16 protein-coding genes and 2 pseudogenes are annotated in these 13,911 nt (G+C 71.3%); 9 read left to right on the plus strand and 9 right to left on the minus strand.

Features of this window, described 5'->3' with window-relative positions; translation table 11 throughout:
* Positions 1-30 precede the first annotated feature (30 nt).
* The gene (locus OG898_RS32520; protein WP_250752585.1) at positions 31-330 is read left to right on the plus strand and encodes a DUF2087 domain-containing protein; all 300 of its coding nucleotides are present in this window, start codon (positions 31-33) and stop codon (positions 328-330) included.
* Here OG898_RS32520 and OG898_RS32525 read toward each other — a convergent pair.
* Entirely contained in the window at positions 303-1,067 is a 765-nt protein-coding gene (locus tag OG898_RS32525; protein WP_250752583.1) for a phosphodiesterase, read from the minus strand. The two genes, OG898_RS32520 and OG898_RS32525, sit on opposite strands and share 28 nt — an antisense overlap.
* Before the next feature lie 99 nt (positions 1,068-1,166).
* Here OG898_RS32525 and OG898_RS32530 point away from each other — a divergent pair, with 99 nt between their 5' ends.
* Both OG898_RS32530 and OG898_RS32535 read left to right on the plus strand, forming a co-directional pair.
* Positions 1,167-1,775 (plus strand): TetR/AcrR family transcriptional regulator, encoded by a 609-nt coding sequence (locus OG898_RS32530; protein WP_250752581.1) that lies wholly within the window; start codon positions 1,167-1,169, stop codon positions 1,773-1,775.
* Positions 1,727-2,086: an SDR family oxidoreductase gene (locus OG898_RS32535; RefSeq protein WP_266961828.1), complete on the plus strand. Its 360-nt coding sequence runs from the start codon at positions 1,727-1,729 to the stop codon at positions 2,084-2,086. Before OG898_RS32530 ends, OG898_RS32535 begins: the two co-directional genes overlap by 49 nt.
* A gap of 36 nt (positions 2,087-2,122) precedes the next feature.
* On the opposite strand, the gene OG898_RS32540 is transcribed toward OG898_RS32535, so the two are convergent.
* The 6 genes and pseudogenes from OG898_RS32540 to OG898_RS32565 form a co-directional block, all read right to left on the minus strand.
* Entirely contained in the window at positions 2,123-2,863 is a 741-nt protein-coding gene (locus OG898_RS32540) for a nucleoside phosphorylase (protein WP_250752577.1), read from the minus strand.
* On the minus strand, positions 2,860-3,726 hold the full coding sequence (locus OG898_RS32545) for an ABC transporter permease (RefSeq protein WP_266961830.1): 867 nt from the start codon (positions 3,724-3,726) through the stop codon (positions 2,860-2,862). Before OG898_RS32545 ends, OG898_RS32540 begins: the two co-directional genes overlap by 4 nt.
* Positions 3,726-4,925, minus strand: coding sequence for an ABC transporter permease (locus tag OG898_RS32550; protein WP_266961832.1), 1,200 nt, complete (start codon positions 4,923-4,925; stop codon positions 3,726-3,728). The genes OG898_RS32545 and OG898_RS32550 overlap by 1 nt, the downstream gene beginning before the upstream one ends.
* Position 4,926: 1 nt before the next feature.
* A pseudogene (locus OG898_RS32555) lies at positions 4,927-5,568 on the minus strand (ATP-binding cassette domain-containing protein); the annotation flags it as partial.
* Between the two features lie 19 nt (positions 5,569-5,587).
* A pseudogene (gene mtnC / locus OG898_RS32560) lies at positions 5,588-6,241 on the minus strand (acireductone synthase); the annotation flags it as partial.
* The gene (locus OG898_RS32565) at positions 6,238-6,825 is read right to left on the minus strand and encodes an acireductone dioxygenase (protein ID WP_266961834.1); all 588 of its coding nucleotides are present in this window, start codon (positions 6,823-6,825) and stop codon (positions 6,238-6,240) included. The pseudogene mtnC and the gene OG898_RS32565, both read right to left, overlap by 4 nt.
* 265 nt (positions 6,826-7,090) lie before the next feature.
* On the opposite strand from OG898_RS32565, the gene OG898_RS32570 reads away from it, so the two are divergent.
* Positions 7,091-7,924: a PIG-L family deacetylase gene (locus OG898_RS32570; RefSeq protein WP_250752567.1), complete on the plus strand. Its 834-nt coding sequence runs from the start codon at positions 7,091-7,093 to the stop codon at positions 7,922-7,924.
* A gap of 161 nt (positions 7,925-8,085) precedes the next feature.
* Entirely contained in the window at positions 8,086-8,430 is a 345-nt protein-coding gene (locus OG898_RS32575) for a HopJ type III effector protein (RefSeq protein WP_250752564.1), read from the plus strand.
* A gap of 28 nt (positions 8,431-8,458) precedes the next feature.
* Here the strand turns inward: OG898_RS32575 and OG898_RS32580 are convergent, their stop codons facing one another.
* Both OG898_RS32580 and OG898_RS32585 read right to left on the minus strand, forming a co-directional pair.
* Positions 8,459-9,010: an ATP-binding protein gene (locus OG898_RS32580; protein ID WP_266961837.1), complete on the minus strand. Its 552-nt coding sequence runs from the start codon at positions 9,008-9,010 to the stop codon at positions 8,459-8,461.
* Positions 9,007-9,564 carry a winged helix-turn-helix domain-containing protein gene (locus OG898_RS32585; protein WP_266961839.1) on the minus strand — a complete coding sequence of 186 codons (558 nt, stop codon included), beginning with the start codon at positions 9,562-9,564 and terminating at the stop codon, positions 9,007-9,009. The genes OG898_RS32580 and OG898_RS32585 overlap by 4 nt, the downstream gene beginning before the upstream one ends.
* 717 nt (positions 9,565-10,281) lie before the next feature.
* On the opposite strand from OG898_RS32585, the gene OG898_RS32590 reads away from it, so the two are divergent.
* The 4 genes from OG898_RS32590 to OG898_RS32600 all read left to right on the plus strand — a co-directional run bounded on the left by OG898_RS32590 (position 10,282) and on the right by OG898_RS32600 (position 13,705).
* On the plus strand, positions 10,282-11,487 hold the full coding sequence (locus OG898_RS32590) for an acyl-CoA dehydrogenase (RefSeq protein WP_266961841.1): 1,206 nt from the start codon (positions 10,282-10,284) through the stop codon (positions 11,485-11,487).
* A 139-nt stretch (positions 11,488-11,626) separates the two neighbouring features.
* On the plus strand, positions 11,627-12,085 hold the full coding sequence (locus OG898_RS32595; RefSeq protein ID WP_250752556.1) for an Rrf2 family transcriptional regulator: 459 nt from the start codon (positions 11,627-11,629) through the stop codon (positions 12,083-12,085).
* A 167-nt stretch (positions 12,086-12,252) separates the two neighbouring features.
* Positions 12,253-12,351, plus strand: coding sequence for a putative leader peptide (locus OG898_RS36430; protein ID WP_351436745.1), 99 nt, complete (start codon positions 12,253-12,255; stop codon positions 12,349-12,351).
* Positions 12,352-12,595: 244 nt separating this feature from the next.
* Entirely contained in the window at positions 12,596-13,705 is a 1,110-nt protein-coding gene (locus OG898_RS32600; RefSeq protein WP_266961843.1) for an aliphatic sulfonate ABC transporter substrate-binding protein, read from the plus strand.
* Positions 13,706-13,911 lie beyond the last annotated feature (206 nt).

Raw genomic sequence — 13,911 nt, forward strand, 5'->3', positions numbered from 1 at the left:
GGGGCGACCGGCCGGGTGAAGCTCCATGGCATGTCACAAAGCACCGTGGAAACCGGCCCGCACACCCGACGCGGCGTCACCGACCTCTTCACCGCCGGCGGCCGCCTCGCGGCCATCCCGCGCAAGGCGGCCCGCCGCGAGCAGCTGCTCGCCCACCTCACCGAGACCCTCTTCGCGCCGGACCGCGCGTACACGGAGCCCGAGGTGAACGGGCTGCTGCTCACCGTCCACGAGGACTGCGCGGCGCTGCGGCGGTACCTGGTCATCGCCGGGCACCTCACCCGCACCCGCGACGGCTCCGGCTACCGGCGGGCCACGACCACCCTGTAGTGGGTCGTCAGCCGGCCGTCCTCGCCGATCACGTGGAAGGCCACGGCCGGCGGTTCGTCCGTGTGGATGTACTCGTTGTCCCCGGACGCCGCCTCCCACGGGAGCCGGGTCGTGGACACCACGCCGGGGGCGACGAGCAGCGGCCGCCCGGCGAAGGTGGTCGCCGCGCCGGTGTGGGCGTGCCCGCACAGGAACGCCGTGAGGTGCGGGTGCCGTTCGGCCAGCGCCGCCAGCCGCTCCTCGCCGAACTGCCGGATGCCGTCCACGTACGGGATGTGCAGCGGGACGGGCGGGTGGTGGAAGGCGACCAGGACGGGCACCTCGCGCGGGGTGTCGGTGAGCACCCCGTCCAGCCAGGCGATCGTCGAGTCCTCCAGGTACCCGCGGTGTTCGCCGGGTACGGAGGAATCGCACACCGCGAGGACGAATCCGTCGCCGCGCAGCACCTGGTCGACCGGGGCCGCGGACGGGCGCCCCTCCCCCAGCAGACCGCGCCGGAAGGCGGTGCGGTCGTCGTGGTTCCCGGGACAGACGACCAGCGGATGGCGGGAGCCGAGGGCCTTGCGGGCCTCCTCGTACTCCTCCGGGCGCGCGTGATCGGCGATGTCCCCGCTCACCAGCACCGCGTCGAGCTCGTACGGGAGCCCCTCCAGGTACTCCATGACGACACGGGTCCGTTCGGCGGCCCGGTCCCCGCCATCGAGGTGGACGTCGCTGAGGTGGGCTATCACGATCACGGGCGCTGGCTCCTTCGGTCCGGAAGCTGGGATTGTATGCCCGCGGTACGAAGGCCCCGAGTTCATGACCCGTAGGTCAAGAATCGATAGCGTGAGGCCATGGGCAGGCCGAGGAACTTCGAACCGGACGCGGTCATCGCACAGGCGATGGAGGCGTTCTGGACCAACGGGTACGCCGGCACCTCCCCCGCCGACCTCGCCGAGGCCACCGGGGTGGCCAAGGGCAGCCTGTACCACGCCTTCGGATCCAAGCGCGAACTGTTCGGCAAGGCCCTTGAGCTCTACGGCCGCACCGGCTCCGAGATGACGGAGGAGTTCCTCGCCCGGCCGAGCACGACCAAGGAATGCATCCGCGACTACCTCACCCTCCTCGTGGACACGGACCTGAACGGCCCGGTCAGGCGCGGCTGCTTCGGCACCAACACCGCACTGGAACTCGGCGGACGGGACGAGGAGGCCACCCTGGCGGTTCACCGCATGGGGCAGCGCACCATCCAGCCCCTCACCGACCGCATCGAGCAGGGCCGCCGCGACGGGGACGTCGCCCCCGAGGTCGACGCCGGGGCGCAGGCGCAGTTCCTCCTGAACACCATCGTGGGGCTGCGCGTCATGGCCAAGACCTTCGACGGGCCGACACTGCACGGGATCATCGACACCGCGTGCCCGCCGGTTCACCGGTCGGCTACGCCGAGGCCAAGGCCGCACTGAACCAGCTCAGCAAGCGGCTCAGCGAGGAACTGGCACCGCGCGGCGTACGCGTCAACACGGTCTCTCCCGGCTTCGTCTCGAGCCCGCTGTGGACCGAGCCGAAGGGTTTCGGCGGCAAGGTGGCCGACGCCTACGGTGTCAGCCACAGCGACCTGCTCGCGAACATCCCCGCGCAGTTCGGCCTCGCATCGGGACGCGTCACCACACCCGAGGAGGTCGCCGATCTGGTCGCCTTCCTCCTGTCCGAACGCGCCGCCAACATCCACGGCGCCGACCACGTCATCGACGGCGGCACCCTCAAGGCCGGTTGACGGACACCCCGTTGGCCCCGCGGAGCTCTCGACGGCTTACGACTCCAGCAGCCGCAGCGCCTCCAGGGCCACGACGCTGCCCCTCGCCACCCCGTCCGCGACCACCTGCCGGTGCGGGTCGTAGCCGCCGGTCGCCTCCTCGTCCACGAGGTCGTCGGCGTTCGCCCCGTCCACCACCAGCACGCCGCCCGCGGTCAGCCCGCGCAGGGAAGCGGTCACCAGCAGCGCGGAGAGCTCCATCTCGATCGCGGCGACACCGGCCTTCTCGTACGCCGGGAAGGGGATGAGGCCCGGCTGGAAGGCGGCGCGCGTCCAGACGATCCCCCGGTGGTGGGGGACGCCCGCCTCGCGCGCCGCCCGCTCCAGCGCCAGTACCGCCTCGGGCGCGGACACCGCGGGATACTCCGGCGGCAGGAGCTGCGAGGTCACCCCGTCGTCGCGTACCGCCGCCTCGGCGATCACCAGGTCGCCGTCGGCGATGCCGGGACGGATCGCCCCCGCCGTGCCGAATCGGACGAGGGTGCGCACGCCCGCGTCGGCCAGCTCCTGGAAGAGCAGGACCGCCCCGGGTGCGCCGACCCCGTGCGAGGCGACGGTCACCGGGAGACCGTGCCAACTCCCGCTGAAGACACGGAACTCGCGGTGATGGGACACCTCCTTGGCGTCTTCCAGCAGACCCGCGACGGCTTCGGCCCGCGCCGGGTCGCCGACGACGAGCGCGGAGGCCGGCAGGCCGGTGCGCGGGATGCGGGTGAGGGGCAGCAGGTCCTGCGTCATACGACAACTCCAGTGGTACGGGCGGCACGGCGGCGGCCCGCCGTGGTCAGGAAGAGGGCCGCGAGCGTGACGGCGTACGGCGCGGCGTCCGTGGCCTGCTGCGGGAGGCCGAGGCCCTGCAGGCGGAAGCCGACCGCTTCGGCGACGGCGAACAGCAGGGCCGCGAGCAGGACACCGATGGGTGCGGCACGGCCGAGCATGACCGCGACCACGGCGATCCAGCCGCGGCCGGCGGTCATGTTCTCGGAGAACAAAGTGACATTTCCGAGTGCTAGTTGGGCCCCCGCCAGACCGCAGAGCGTACCGGCGGCCAGGACGGCGCCGTAGCGGTAGTTCACGGGATTCACCCCCAGCGCCGCAGCGGCTTCGGGTGCTTCGCCGACGCCGCGCAGCCGCAGGCCCAGCACGTGGCGGGAGAGCGTGAAGGCGGTCAGGGCGACGGCGGCCCAGGAGAGGTAGGCGAGCGGTGACTGCCCGCCGATCAGCGGGAGTCCGGCCAGGGCGGGGTCGTCGAAGGTGCCCCGCACCCCGAAGACCGTGCGCAGCAGGAACCCGGTGAGCCCGAGGGCGAGCAGGTTCATGGCCACGCCCAGCACCACCGCGTCGCCGCGCAGTGTCACCGCGCCCACGGCCAGGATCAGGGAGTACGCGGCCGCGGCGAACGCCGCCGCGAGCACTCCGAGCCACGGACTGCCGGTGAACCAGCTCGTGGTGACCGCGCTGAAGCAGCCGATCAGCATCATGCCCTCGAGGCCGATGTTGAAGACACCGGCCCGCTCACAGATCGCCCCGCCGAGCGCGGCGAGCAGGATCGGGGTGAGCGCGCGGATCACCGAGAGGAAGAGGTCGGATTCGAGGGACATCAGGCGACCTTCACGTTCTTGTTCTTGTTCTCGTTCTCGGCGTTGATGTCGTTCTCGGCGTTGCCTTCGTTCTCGGCGCTGCCTTCACTCTCGGAGCTGGTGTCGGCGTCCTCCGTACGCCGGCCCGTCCGCCGGGTCATCCGTGGCCTGGAGGCGAGCAGGACGATGACCAGGGCGTGCAGCACCTGTGTCAGCTCGCGCGGCACCTCGGTGGCCCGCTCCATGCTCAGGCCGCCGACCTGCAGGACCGTGAAGAAGAGCGCCGCGAGCACGGTGCCGAGCGGGGCGGCGTTGGCGAGCAGCGCCGCCGTCAGCCCGGTCCACGTGTAGCCGGGGGCGGTGAGCGCGCCGTCGAGGAAGCGGTGCGGGAAGCTCAGCGTCCCGATCGCTCCCACCAGGCCGGCGACGGCGCCCGAGGTGCCCATCAGGCGCAGGGTCAGCCGTGCCCGGTCCACGCCCGCATAGGCCGCGAACCGTGGGCCCAGACCGGTCATCCGGACCTCGTACCCGGCGCTGGTGCGCGTGTCCACGAAGAAGTGGACGGCTGCCGCCGCGACCACGAGGAGCAGGCCGGCGGTGACCGTGGTCGATCCGAGCGCGGGCAGCGCCACTCCCTCGGGCAGTCTCCGTGTCTGCGGCAGGCTGGAGCCGGGCTCCTTCAGCGGATACCGCGCCATGTAGGAGGCGAAGGAGACCGCCGGGTAGGACAGCAGCAGGCTGCTCACCAGCAGCGGTACCCCGAGGCGGGTCTCGTACACGGCGGCGAGCACGGCGTACGCGGCTCCGGCCGCCATCCCGGCGAGCAGGGACACGACGACGGTGAGCGGCGCGGGCAGGGGTGCGTAGAGGCCGGTGACCGTGGCGGCCAGACCTCCGAGCACCAGCTGACCGTCGCCGCCCAGGTTGATCAGTCCGGCACGGAGCGGCACGGACAGCGCGAGGGCCATCCCCAGGACGCTGGTGCCGGTGGTCAGCGTGGCGCCGATCCCGTCGGGGCCGAGGGAGCCGCTCAGAACGGCCCCGTACGCGGTGAACCGGTCCGCTCCGGTGGCTGCCAGCAGGAGCACTCCGATGAGGAGGGTGCCGGCCACGGAGATCAGGACGGGTGAGCGCAGTGCGGAGGTGAGGGCGGCGCGGGTGGTCTGGACAGTGCGGGTGGTACGGGTGGTACGGGTGGTGCGGGTGGGCAGGGTGCTCATGTCAGGCCTCCGCTCCGGCCAGGGCCAGGCCCAGGGTGTGTTCGTCGGCCTCGTCCCGGGTGTAGGAGGCGGAGATCCGGCCCTCGTACATCACCAGGATCCGGTCCGACAGGCCGCGGATCTCGCTGAGTTCTGCCGAGACCAGGAGCACCGCGTGGCCTTCGTCCCGGTAGGCGATCAGCTGATCGTGGATCTGCTGGATCGCGCCGATGTCCACGCCGCGCGTGGGTTGCTCCACGAGCAACAGAGGCGCTCCGTGCGCGAGTTCCCTGCCCACCAGCAGCTTCTGCAGGTTGCCGCCGGACAGCGCGCCCGCCGCGGCCGCGGGTGAGGGGGCCTTGATCCCGTAGCGTTCGATCAGCGCACGGGCATGCGCGCGCAGGGCCGCCGGACGCAGCAGTCCCCTCCGGGTGGCGAGCGACCGCCGGTGGTGACCCATCGCCAGGTTCTCCGCGACGGAGGCGGCGGGCGCGGTGCCCACGGCGGCCCGGTCCTCCGGTACGTAGGCGAGGCCGGCCGCCCGGCGTGCGGACGCGGACGCGTGGGTGATGTCCTGCCCGGCGAGCTCCACGCGGCCGACGCCGACGGGGCGCAGCCCGGCGAGGGCCTCGATCAGCTCGCTCTGGCCGTTGCCCGCGGGTCCGGGCCTCGATGTGGCCTTCCAGACCCTGCTCGTAGTACGGCTCCCCCGGCCGCCGCACGCCCACCGCCCGCCATCCCGCCGCCCGGGCGGCGTCCAGCTCACCCACGCGGTCGGAGAGGAAGAGCAGCCGGTCCGGGGAGATCCCGGTGTCCGCGGCGATCGCCCGGAAGGACCCGGCCTCCTGCTTGGGGCCCGCGTTCTCCGTGTCGTACCAGCCGCTGACGAGGTCGCGCAGATCTCCCTCCGCGCTGTGCCCGAACCACGCCCGCTGCGCGGCGACCGATCCGGACGAGTACACGTACAGGGCCGTGCCCGCCGCGTGCCAGCGCCGGAGCGCGGGCACCACGTCCGCGTAGAAGTGCGAGACGAGCTCACCCCGCGCGAACCCCTCGGCCCACAGCACGCCCTGAAGGGTTTTCAGCGGTGTCACCTTGCGGTCCTCGTCCAGCCAGGTGGTGAGCGCCCGTACGATCCGTGCCGGGTCCGCGTCCGGCTCGCCCAGCTCCGACCGTACCCGGGCGAGGGCCTGGGCCACCTCCGGTTCTGCGGACCGCTCGGCGATCAGGTCCGCGAACCGCTCGCGGGCGTACGGGTAGAGCACGTCGACGACGAAGCCGGTGGCGCTGGTGGTTCCTTCGATGTCCAGGACGACCGCGTCCACGGCACGGCTCACGCCGCGTCCCCCGCCGTGATCGTGTCGAAGTCGGGGAAGCGCCGGGCGATCCGGCTGCCGGTGAAGGTGCCGATCCAGCCGTCCTCCTCGTGGAAGAAGCGGATCGCGGTGAAGGCCGGCCGGGTGCCCATGTCGAACCAGTGCGTGGTCCCCTTCGGCACGCCGAGCAGGTCGCCCCGCTCGCACAGCACCGCGTGGACCTCACCCGCCACGTGCAGGTAGAAGATGCCCGAACCGGCGACGAAGAAGCGCACCTCGTCGTCGTCATCGTGCGTGTGTTCCTCGAGGAACTTCTCCCGCGCGGCCTTCGCCTTCTCGGCGAAGCCGGGGTCGTCGTCATCGGGGTGCAGGGCGACCACGTCGACGGTGGCGAAACCCTCCTCCCCGGTCAGCCGGTCCATCTCGGCCCGGTAGGCCGCGAAGACGGCGTCGCTGTCGGCGTCCGCCGGAATGTCGTCGCGCACCGGCCACTGTTCGTAGCGGACCCCGAGCGGCGCCAGTGCGGCGGCGATCTCGGCGGGGTCGGCGGTTCGGCGCACGACGGTCTCGGGGCCGCTCTCCGGCCAGGTCGTCAGCAGCGTCACGTAATGCTCCAGGGTGGAAGGGGGCGGGGTGAGGGGGTGCGGCCCCAGCCCCCGGCCGATTCTCGCCTCCGGTTGTTGCCGCAGCGTGGCGGCAACATGGCAGGTGCGCCGTACGGAGTCGTTCCTGGGGAAGCCCACCGGCGGCGCCGGGAACAACCGGCCCCGCCTGAACGGTTGCACCGAACGTGGGGTCGATGCCGTATCGACGCGGTGCGCCCGCCGCACGCTCAGGCCACGACGTATTTCTGCAGGAGGACTGCTTTTCATGACCGACCGGCCCTTGACGCTCATGGCAGTACACGCCCACCCCGACGACGAGGCCACCAGCACCGGAGGGGTCCTCGCTCAGTACGCGGCGGAAGGCATCCGCACGGTTCTCGTGACCTGTACCGACGGCCGATGCGGTGACGGACCGGGGGGCACCAAGCCGGGTGCTCCCGGGCACGACCCGGCAGCCGTTGCCGTGATGCGCCGGCAAGAGCTGGAGGTGAGCCGTGACGTGCTGAAGATCAGCGATCTGGAGACCCTCGACTACGCCGACTCCGGGATGATGGGCTGGCCGAGCAACGACGCCCCGGGAGCCTTCTGGCAGACCCCCGTCGAGGAAGGCGCCGCCCGTCTCGCGGAACTCATGCGGCACTACCGGCCCGACGTGGTCGTCACCTACGACGAGAACGGCTTCTACGGCCATCCCGACCACATCCAGGCCCACCGCATCACGATGGCAGCACTGGAGATGACCGAGCTGACACCGAAGGTGTACTGGACGACGATGCCCCGGTCTGCGATGCAGCGGTTCGGGGAGGTCATGCGCGAGTTCGGGGAGGACATGCCGGAGCCGGATCCTGCCGAGGCCGCCGCACTGGCCGACATCGGCCTCCCGGACGAGGAGATCACCACCTGGGTGGACACCACCGCGTACAGCGGTCAGAAGTACGATTCGCTGGCCGCGCACGCCAGCCAGGGCGAGAGCATCTTCTTCCTCAAGATGGGCAAGGAGAAGTTCGGCGAGCTCATGGGCGTGGAGACCTTCGTCCGCGTCAAGGACGCCACCGGCGCGGCCGTGCCCGAGACCGATCTCTTCGCCGGACTGCGCTGATCCGCCCGTCTGTCGCGCGGGGCCCGGGTGACCCCGCGTGACCTGCGGAGATACCGATCGTTCGGACGTGTCGCGCGATTCCTTCCGGCCGCCCGCAAGGGGGTAATGTCGTCCGGTCACGGACGGCGCTCGGACCGTCTGCTCAACCCAGGGGAACCACCATGCCGACTGATCTGAACTCGCTGCGGGCAAGCCTCGCGTCAGGTGAGCACGCGTTCGCCGACACCTTGGCCTTCGTCGCCGCGCACTACGCGTATCAGCCGCAGGCGTTCCGCAACGGGGACCTGGAGAACGCCGCAGGCGAGAACGAGGGCTCCTGCAAGACCCTGGGACTGGCCCTGCTGGAGGGTCTCGGCGACGAAGAGGCGCTGCTGGCCTTCGGTGAGCACTACCGCAGCGTGCTGGCGACGCCGGACGGCACCGATCACGCGAACATTCGCAACCTGATGGCCCACGGCCTGGCCGGGGTGAGCTTCGCCGGGCAGCCGTTGACCCGCACGAGCTGAACAGCGAAGTCCGGGCGAGCCTGAGCGGTCACTTCGCGGTCTGCGCGACGGTGTCCGAGATCAAGGCCGCCCGGACGGCCACCGGGCCGGCTGGGACGTCGACGAGCTCGTAGCCGAACCGCCGGTAGCTCTGTTCGTGGATCCGCTCGAACACCAGCGATTCCTCGAAGCTGATGCGTCGGGCGGCGGTGGGCTCGCAGAAGCCCAGGGTGCGGACGAAGAAGACCGGTTGCACGTAGACGCGCTCGCGGGTGATCCTCTCGATCTCGGCGGCGAGCGCGTCGGAAACCGGGCGTCCGAGATAGACGCTCAGGGCGTGGGTGCAGATCGGGGACCTGTCGTAGATCTGCACGGTCCCGCTCCCCGATGCGGGCCCCTGCACCTGCCGCCGCCGTTGCAGGTCGACGACTTCGTCGATGAAGGCCTCCCGCGTCCAGGGCTCGGCGTCGCCCCGGGCCTGCTCGCGCGCGATGACCGCGGTCGCCGCCTCCTCCACGACATCGAGCCCTTGCTCCCCGAGCGTGCGGAGGATCGTCGTCTTTCCGGCCCCGGGCGTTCCGGTGAGGACGTACCGCTTCACTGGTGGTCGGGCACGTACTTGTAGCCCACGCGCCGCACCGTGGAGATGCGGCCCCGGTAGGCGGGGCCGAGCTTGCGGCGCAGCCGGGCCACGTGGACGTCGACGGTACGGCCGTCGCCGACGTGCCCGTATCCCCAGATGCCCGAGATGAGCGCGTCCCGGGTGTGGACCGTGTGCGGGTGGGCCACGAAGTGGGACAGGAGGTCGAACTCCAGGTAGGTCAGCTCCAGTTCACGCCCGGCGAGCTCGGCCAGCCGGCGTTCGCGGTCGATCCGGATGGCGTCGTCGGCGTGTACGGGCGCGAGGGGGGAGGCCTGTTCCCGATCGAGGGCCCGCGGCGTCCCGGGATCGAGGGGATGAACCTCCGGGCGCACACCGTGCGATGCCATCACCTCCACCGGGTCCACGTTCGCCGGCAGGAACACGAGGTATCCGACGCGGCCGCCGGCCGTTCCGTGGGCGGGGAGGACGGTCGGGCGGTCACCGACCAACTGGAGTCGGGAGGCCGGGGAACGGCGCGGCGGGGTGGCGGGCGCGGGGAGTGCGGTGGTCACGATGAGCCCCTTCGGCTGCTCGGAGTGAACTACGGATGCCGGGTGTTCGGCCACGACGACAGGGCATGGCGGATCCGCGGAAGACCCATGACGGATCGGACCGTGAGAGCGGGCACGCCGTACGCGCGGCGGACCCCAGGTGTCAGCGGTTCAGCGCGGGAGGCGCAAAGGGCCCGGTGCCACGAGAACCGCTGCCAGGAGCAGGGGAAGGCCCAGCGGGAGAAGCGGCGGCCGGATCGCCTGCGCGCTAGGGGAAACGCCCTGTCGGAGGAGCCCTAGAAGGGTCGGCAGGCGGCGCTGGCGACGAGACGGAAGTCAACGTGCCTGCGGCGTACGAGCAACGGCTGCGACGGGGACATGCGTCCATCGTGAAGTGCTCGACGGGCCCGCGTCAAGGCTTCCCTATTGATTACATAGGAAATACCCAAAGGCCCCTTGAGCCTGCGCCATCTCCCATGGCGAGACGGCACTGTCCGCCATGCGGTCACGCACTTGCCGAGAAGGCCGCTTCGGGCAAGTATCCCTATCAATCCGATGGGAAAAGTGGGGATACGGCGAAGCACGGTCCGGGCGCCTCCCGCGCCACCCAGCGAGCAACCGGCCGAAACCCCAACTACGTTCCGGAGTAGTCGACATGACCACCGCCGCCCCCCATGGCACCGCTGTCCGCCCAGACCCAGCGCCACACAGCGACGCCCGGGCGTGTCGGTGACTCCCGTGCCGACGACACCGAGCACGGTCGGCCGCCGGTCCGCCGACGAGCAGCGCCGGGCGGCACTCCTGCGCACCGCCCACGACGTGGCGGACGACCTCGCCGCGGACGCCATCTTCCGCGACCGGGCGGGCAGGCCGCCGTCCGACGAGGTGGCCCGACTGCGGGAGGCCGGCCTGCTGGCCGCCCTCACCCCGCCGGGGCCGGGCCGGGGAACGGACTGGCGTACCGGATGCACCGTCATACGGAAGCTCTCCGCGGCGGACAGCTCCGTCGGCGACGTACTCGCCCGCCACTACGTGCACGCGTGGAGCGGGCGCTTCTACGCGAGCCACGACCACGCGACCGCCGTCGAAGAGGAGTCGGTGCGCGAGCAGTGGCTGTGGACCGGCGCCACCCGCACTCCGGCACCCGATGACGACACCGGCGGACCGGACCTCACGCTGCAGCCCCGCAACACCGGCTACGTGCTGAGCGGGAGCCGCTTCGTGGATACGGCGGTGGCCGTCGCCGACCAGATCGTGGTCGACGCCGTCTGCGCGGTGACCGGTGACGTCCTGGTCGTACGGATCCCACCCGGCGTTCCGCGCATGACCATCGAACCCGCCCACGACCGCCTCGGGCAGCGCGTGGTCGGCGCCGGCGAGGTGGCCTTCGACCGGGTCACCGTCACGCCCGGCCAGGTGCTGGGCCGCCGCCCGTACGACGAGGAGCCGGCCGCCCCCTTCACCTCGCTCGCCGATCCGGCGCTCCGGCTGGCCCTGTGCCACGTCGGCCTCGGGATCGTCGAGGGCGCCCTCACCGAAGCACGCGACCTCAGCAGGGGCGGTCACGCATACCGACTGCCCGGCGCGGACCCGGACCTCTTCCTGACGTACGGGGAACTCGCCTCCGCCGCCCAGACGGCCACCGCCGTGGTCGACCGCGCCACCGAGGTGATGGCGCAGGCCCTCGACACGGGTGCGCAGCTCGACGCCGAGGAACCCGCGGGCATCGCCGCCCTGGTCGCCACGGCCGAGACGGTGACGTCGAAGGCCGCCCTGCACGTCACGGCGCGCGTGCTGGAACTCGCCGATGCTCCCGGTCTGGACCGCTTCTGGCGCAACGCCCGCATCCTGACGGCCCACCACCCAGCCGCGCACCGCCTGCGCTCCATCGGCGAGCACTACCTCAACGGCTCCCACCGTGCGGTGGCGGCGGCCTTCCACTGACACGGGGCACCGCGCGGGTGACACGGGGCACTGCGCGGGGTGCGGATCCCCGGCCGCGGGGCGGGTGCTCGTACCCGCCCCGCGGGCGGCGGCGCACCCGCGGCGGACGCCGGGCGCCGGCATGCGGGATAATGGCAGCATGCGGATCTCAGCCAGGGCGGACTACGCGGTACGTGCCGCACTGCAGCTTGCCGCGTCGCAGGACGCCGGGCCACTGAAGGCCGAGATGATCGCCGACGCCCAGGACATCCCGCACAAGTTCCTCGAAGGCATCCTGAACGACATGCGCCGCGGCGGTCTCGTACTGAGCCAGCGCGGCGGCAACGGCGGCTACTGGCTGGCCAAGCCCGCCCAGTCCATCAGCATCGCGGACGTCATCCGCGTCGTGGACGGGCCGCTCGTCTCGGTGCGCGGGGTCCGCCCTCCCGATCTGACGTACACCGGCCCCGCGCAGGCTCTCCTCCCCCTGTGGATCGCACTTCGGGCCAACGTCCGCGAGATCCTCGACGGCGTGACCCTGGCGGACGTCGCGTCGTCCGATCTGCCCCCCGACGTGTCCGCCCTGTCCCGGACCCCGGACGCCTGGACCAATCCCTAAGGCTTCCCCTTCCTCTCCCCCCTCCCTAGCCCCTCCCCACCTGCGGTTTCTCACATTTCGATATGTAACCGTCCAGGATGTGGTCAGCATCTTGGGGCGCGTCTTCCTGTCTGCCAATATGCCTACCAACCAGGTGGGAAAACTAGGAATCAGGGGGTGAGACGACCGTGCAGACAGAGCAGCGCGCCGGCCGGATCCCGCCCCTGACCTCCCGCCGGCACATCGACCTGGCCCGTACGTCCAGCGCCATCTGTCAGCCTTCCTGACACCGGCCGCAGGGCCCGGTACCCCGAGCAGGGCCCTGCCGGGTCGCTGAGCAGCCCCGCGCCGTCGGCCGGACCGGCCCCTCGGCCGACATCACCGCCCGCACGCTCCAGTGATCCCGCCGCCCACGGCCGGGAGCCACTGCCGCGCGTGCCGACGGCTCCGCGTCGCCGTCTCCGTACCGCCTCTTCCCCGTACTTCCCCTATCGGTACCTCCCCGACCGTCACCCGTGAAAGGACACCTCCGTGTCTGCCGCAAGACCGCTCACCACCCTGCGTGCCGTCGCCTTGACCGCTGCACTCCCCCTGCTGCTCACCGCCTGCGGCTACGGTTCCGAGGCCGAGAAGGACGACGCTCCGAAGGCGAACGTGGCCGCCGACGCCAAGAAGCTGTCGGCCTCCGAGGTCCGCATCGGCTACTTCCCGAACCTGACCCACGCCACCGCGCTGGTCGGTCTCCAGGAAGGCCTGATCGCCAAGGAACTCGGTGCCACCGCGATCAAGCCGCAGGCCTTCAACGCCGGTCCGTCCGAGATCGAAGCCCTCAACGGCGGCTCTCTCGACATCGGCTTCATCGGCCCCTCCCCCTCGATCAACGCCTACGTGAAGTCCAAGGGCTCCAACCTGCGGATCATCTCCGGCTCCGCCTCCGGCGGCGTGAAGCTGGTCGTGAACCCGGCGAAGATCAAGACCCTGGACGACCTCAAGGGCAAGAACATCGCGACCCCGCAGAAGGGCAACACGCAGGACGTCGCGTTCCTCAACTGGATCTCGGAGAAGGGCTGGAAGGTCGACCCGGAGTCCGGCAAGGGTGACGTCTCCGTCGTCCGTACGGACAACAAGGTCACCCCGGACGCCTTCAAGTCCGGCTCCATCGACGGCGCCTGGGTGCCGGAGCCGACCGCCTCCAAGCTCGTCTCCGACGGCGGCACCGTCCTCCTCGACGAGACCGCCCTGTGGCCCGACAAGAAGTTCGTGATCACGAACATCATCGTGTCGCAGAAGTTCCTCAAGGAGCACGCGGACGTCGTCGAGGCCGTGCTCACCGGCACCGTCAAGACCAACGAGTGGATCAACGCCAACCCCGACAAGGCCAAGGCCTCCGCGAACGCGAAGCTGGCCGCCGAAGGCGGCAAGCCCCTCGACGCCAAGATCATCGACCCGGCCTGGCCCAGCATCCTCATCACCGACGACCCGCTCGCCGCAACGCTGAAGACCCAGGCGGAGTGGGCCGTCGAGGCCAAGCTCATCGAGCAGCCCGACCTCAACGGCATCTACGACCTCAAGCTCCTCAACAAGGTCCTCAAGGCAGCGGGCAAGCCCGAAGTCTCCGACGCCGGCCTCGGCGCCAAGTAACACACGCTCTGCGGTGCGACGGCAGTCCTACCGGACCGCCGTCGCACCGGCGTTCGCGCCGACGCCGTTCGGTGGAACGGCTGGACACGGTCGGCGTTCCCGACCCCGGACGGCTCTACGGCGGCACGGTCGCCGAAGACGGACCCACCGAGCAGGCGCTCGCCCGCCCTCCGTCTCGAAGGAGCTGCACCCGTGACCAGCCCGAC

This window comes from Streptomyces sp. NBC_00193 (assembly GCF_026342735.1).
Classification (GTDB): Bacteria; Actinomycetota; Actinomycetes; order Streptomycetales; family Streptomycetaceae; genus Streptomyces; species Streptomyces stoeckheimensis.

Bases quoted from the DNA above. Each gene is read 5' to 3' on its own strand.
- OG898_RS32520 (WP_250752585.1), top strand. From the start codon at position 31: ATGTCACAAAGCACCGTGGAAACCGGCCCGCACACCCGACGCGGCGTC.
- OG898_RS32530 (WP_250752581.1), top strand. From the start codon at position 1,167: ATGGGCAGGCCGAGGAACTTCGAACCGGACGCGGTCATCGCACAGGCG.
- OG898_RS32540 (WP_250752577.1), bottom strand. From the start codon at position 2,863: ATGACGCAGGACCTGCTGCCCCTCACCCGCATCCCGCGCACCGGCCTG.
- OG898_RS32545 (WP_266961830.1), bottom strand. From the start codon at position 3,726: ATGTCCCTCGAATCCGACCTCTTCCTCTCGGTGATCCGCGCGCTCACC.
- OG898_RS32550 (WP_266961832.1), bottom strand. From the start codon at position 4,925: ATGAGCACCCTGCCCACCCGCACCACCCGTACCACCCGTACCACCCGC.
- OG898_RS32570 (WP_250752567.1), top strand. From the start codon at position 7,091: ATGACCGACCGGCCCTTGACGCTCATGGCAGTACACGCCCACCCCGAC.
- OG898_RS32575 (WP_250752564.1), top strand. From the start codon at position 8,086: ATGCCGACTGATCTGAACTCGCTGCGGGCAAGCCTCGCGTCAGGTGAG.
- OG898_RS32595 (WP_250752556.1), top strand. From the start codon at position 11,627: ATGCGGATCTCAGCCAGGGCGGACTACGCGGTACGTGCCGCACTGCAG.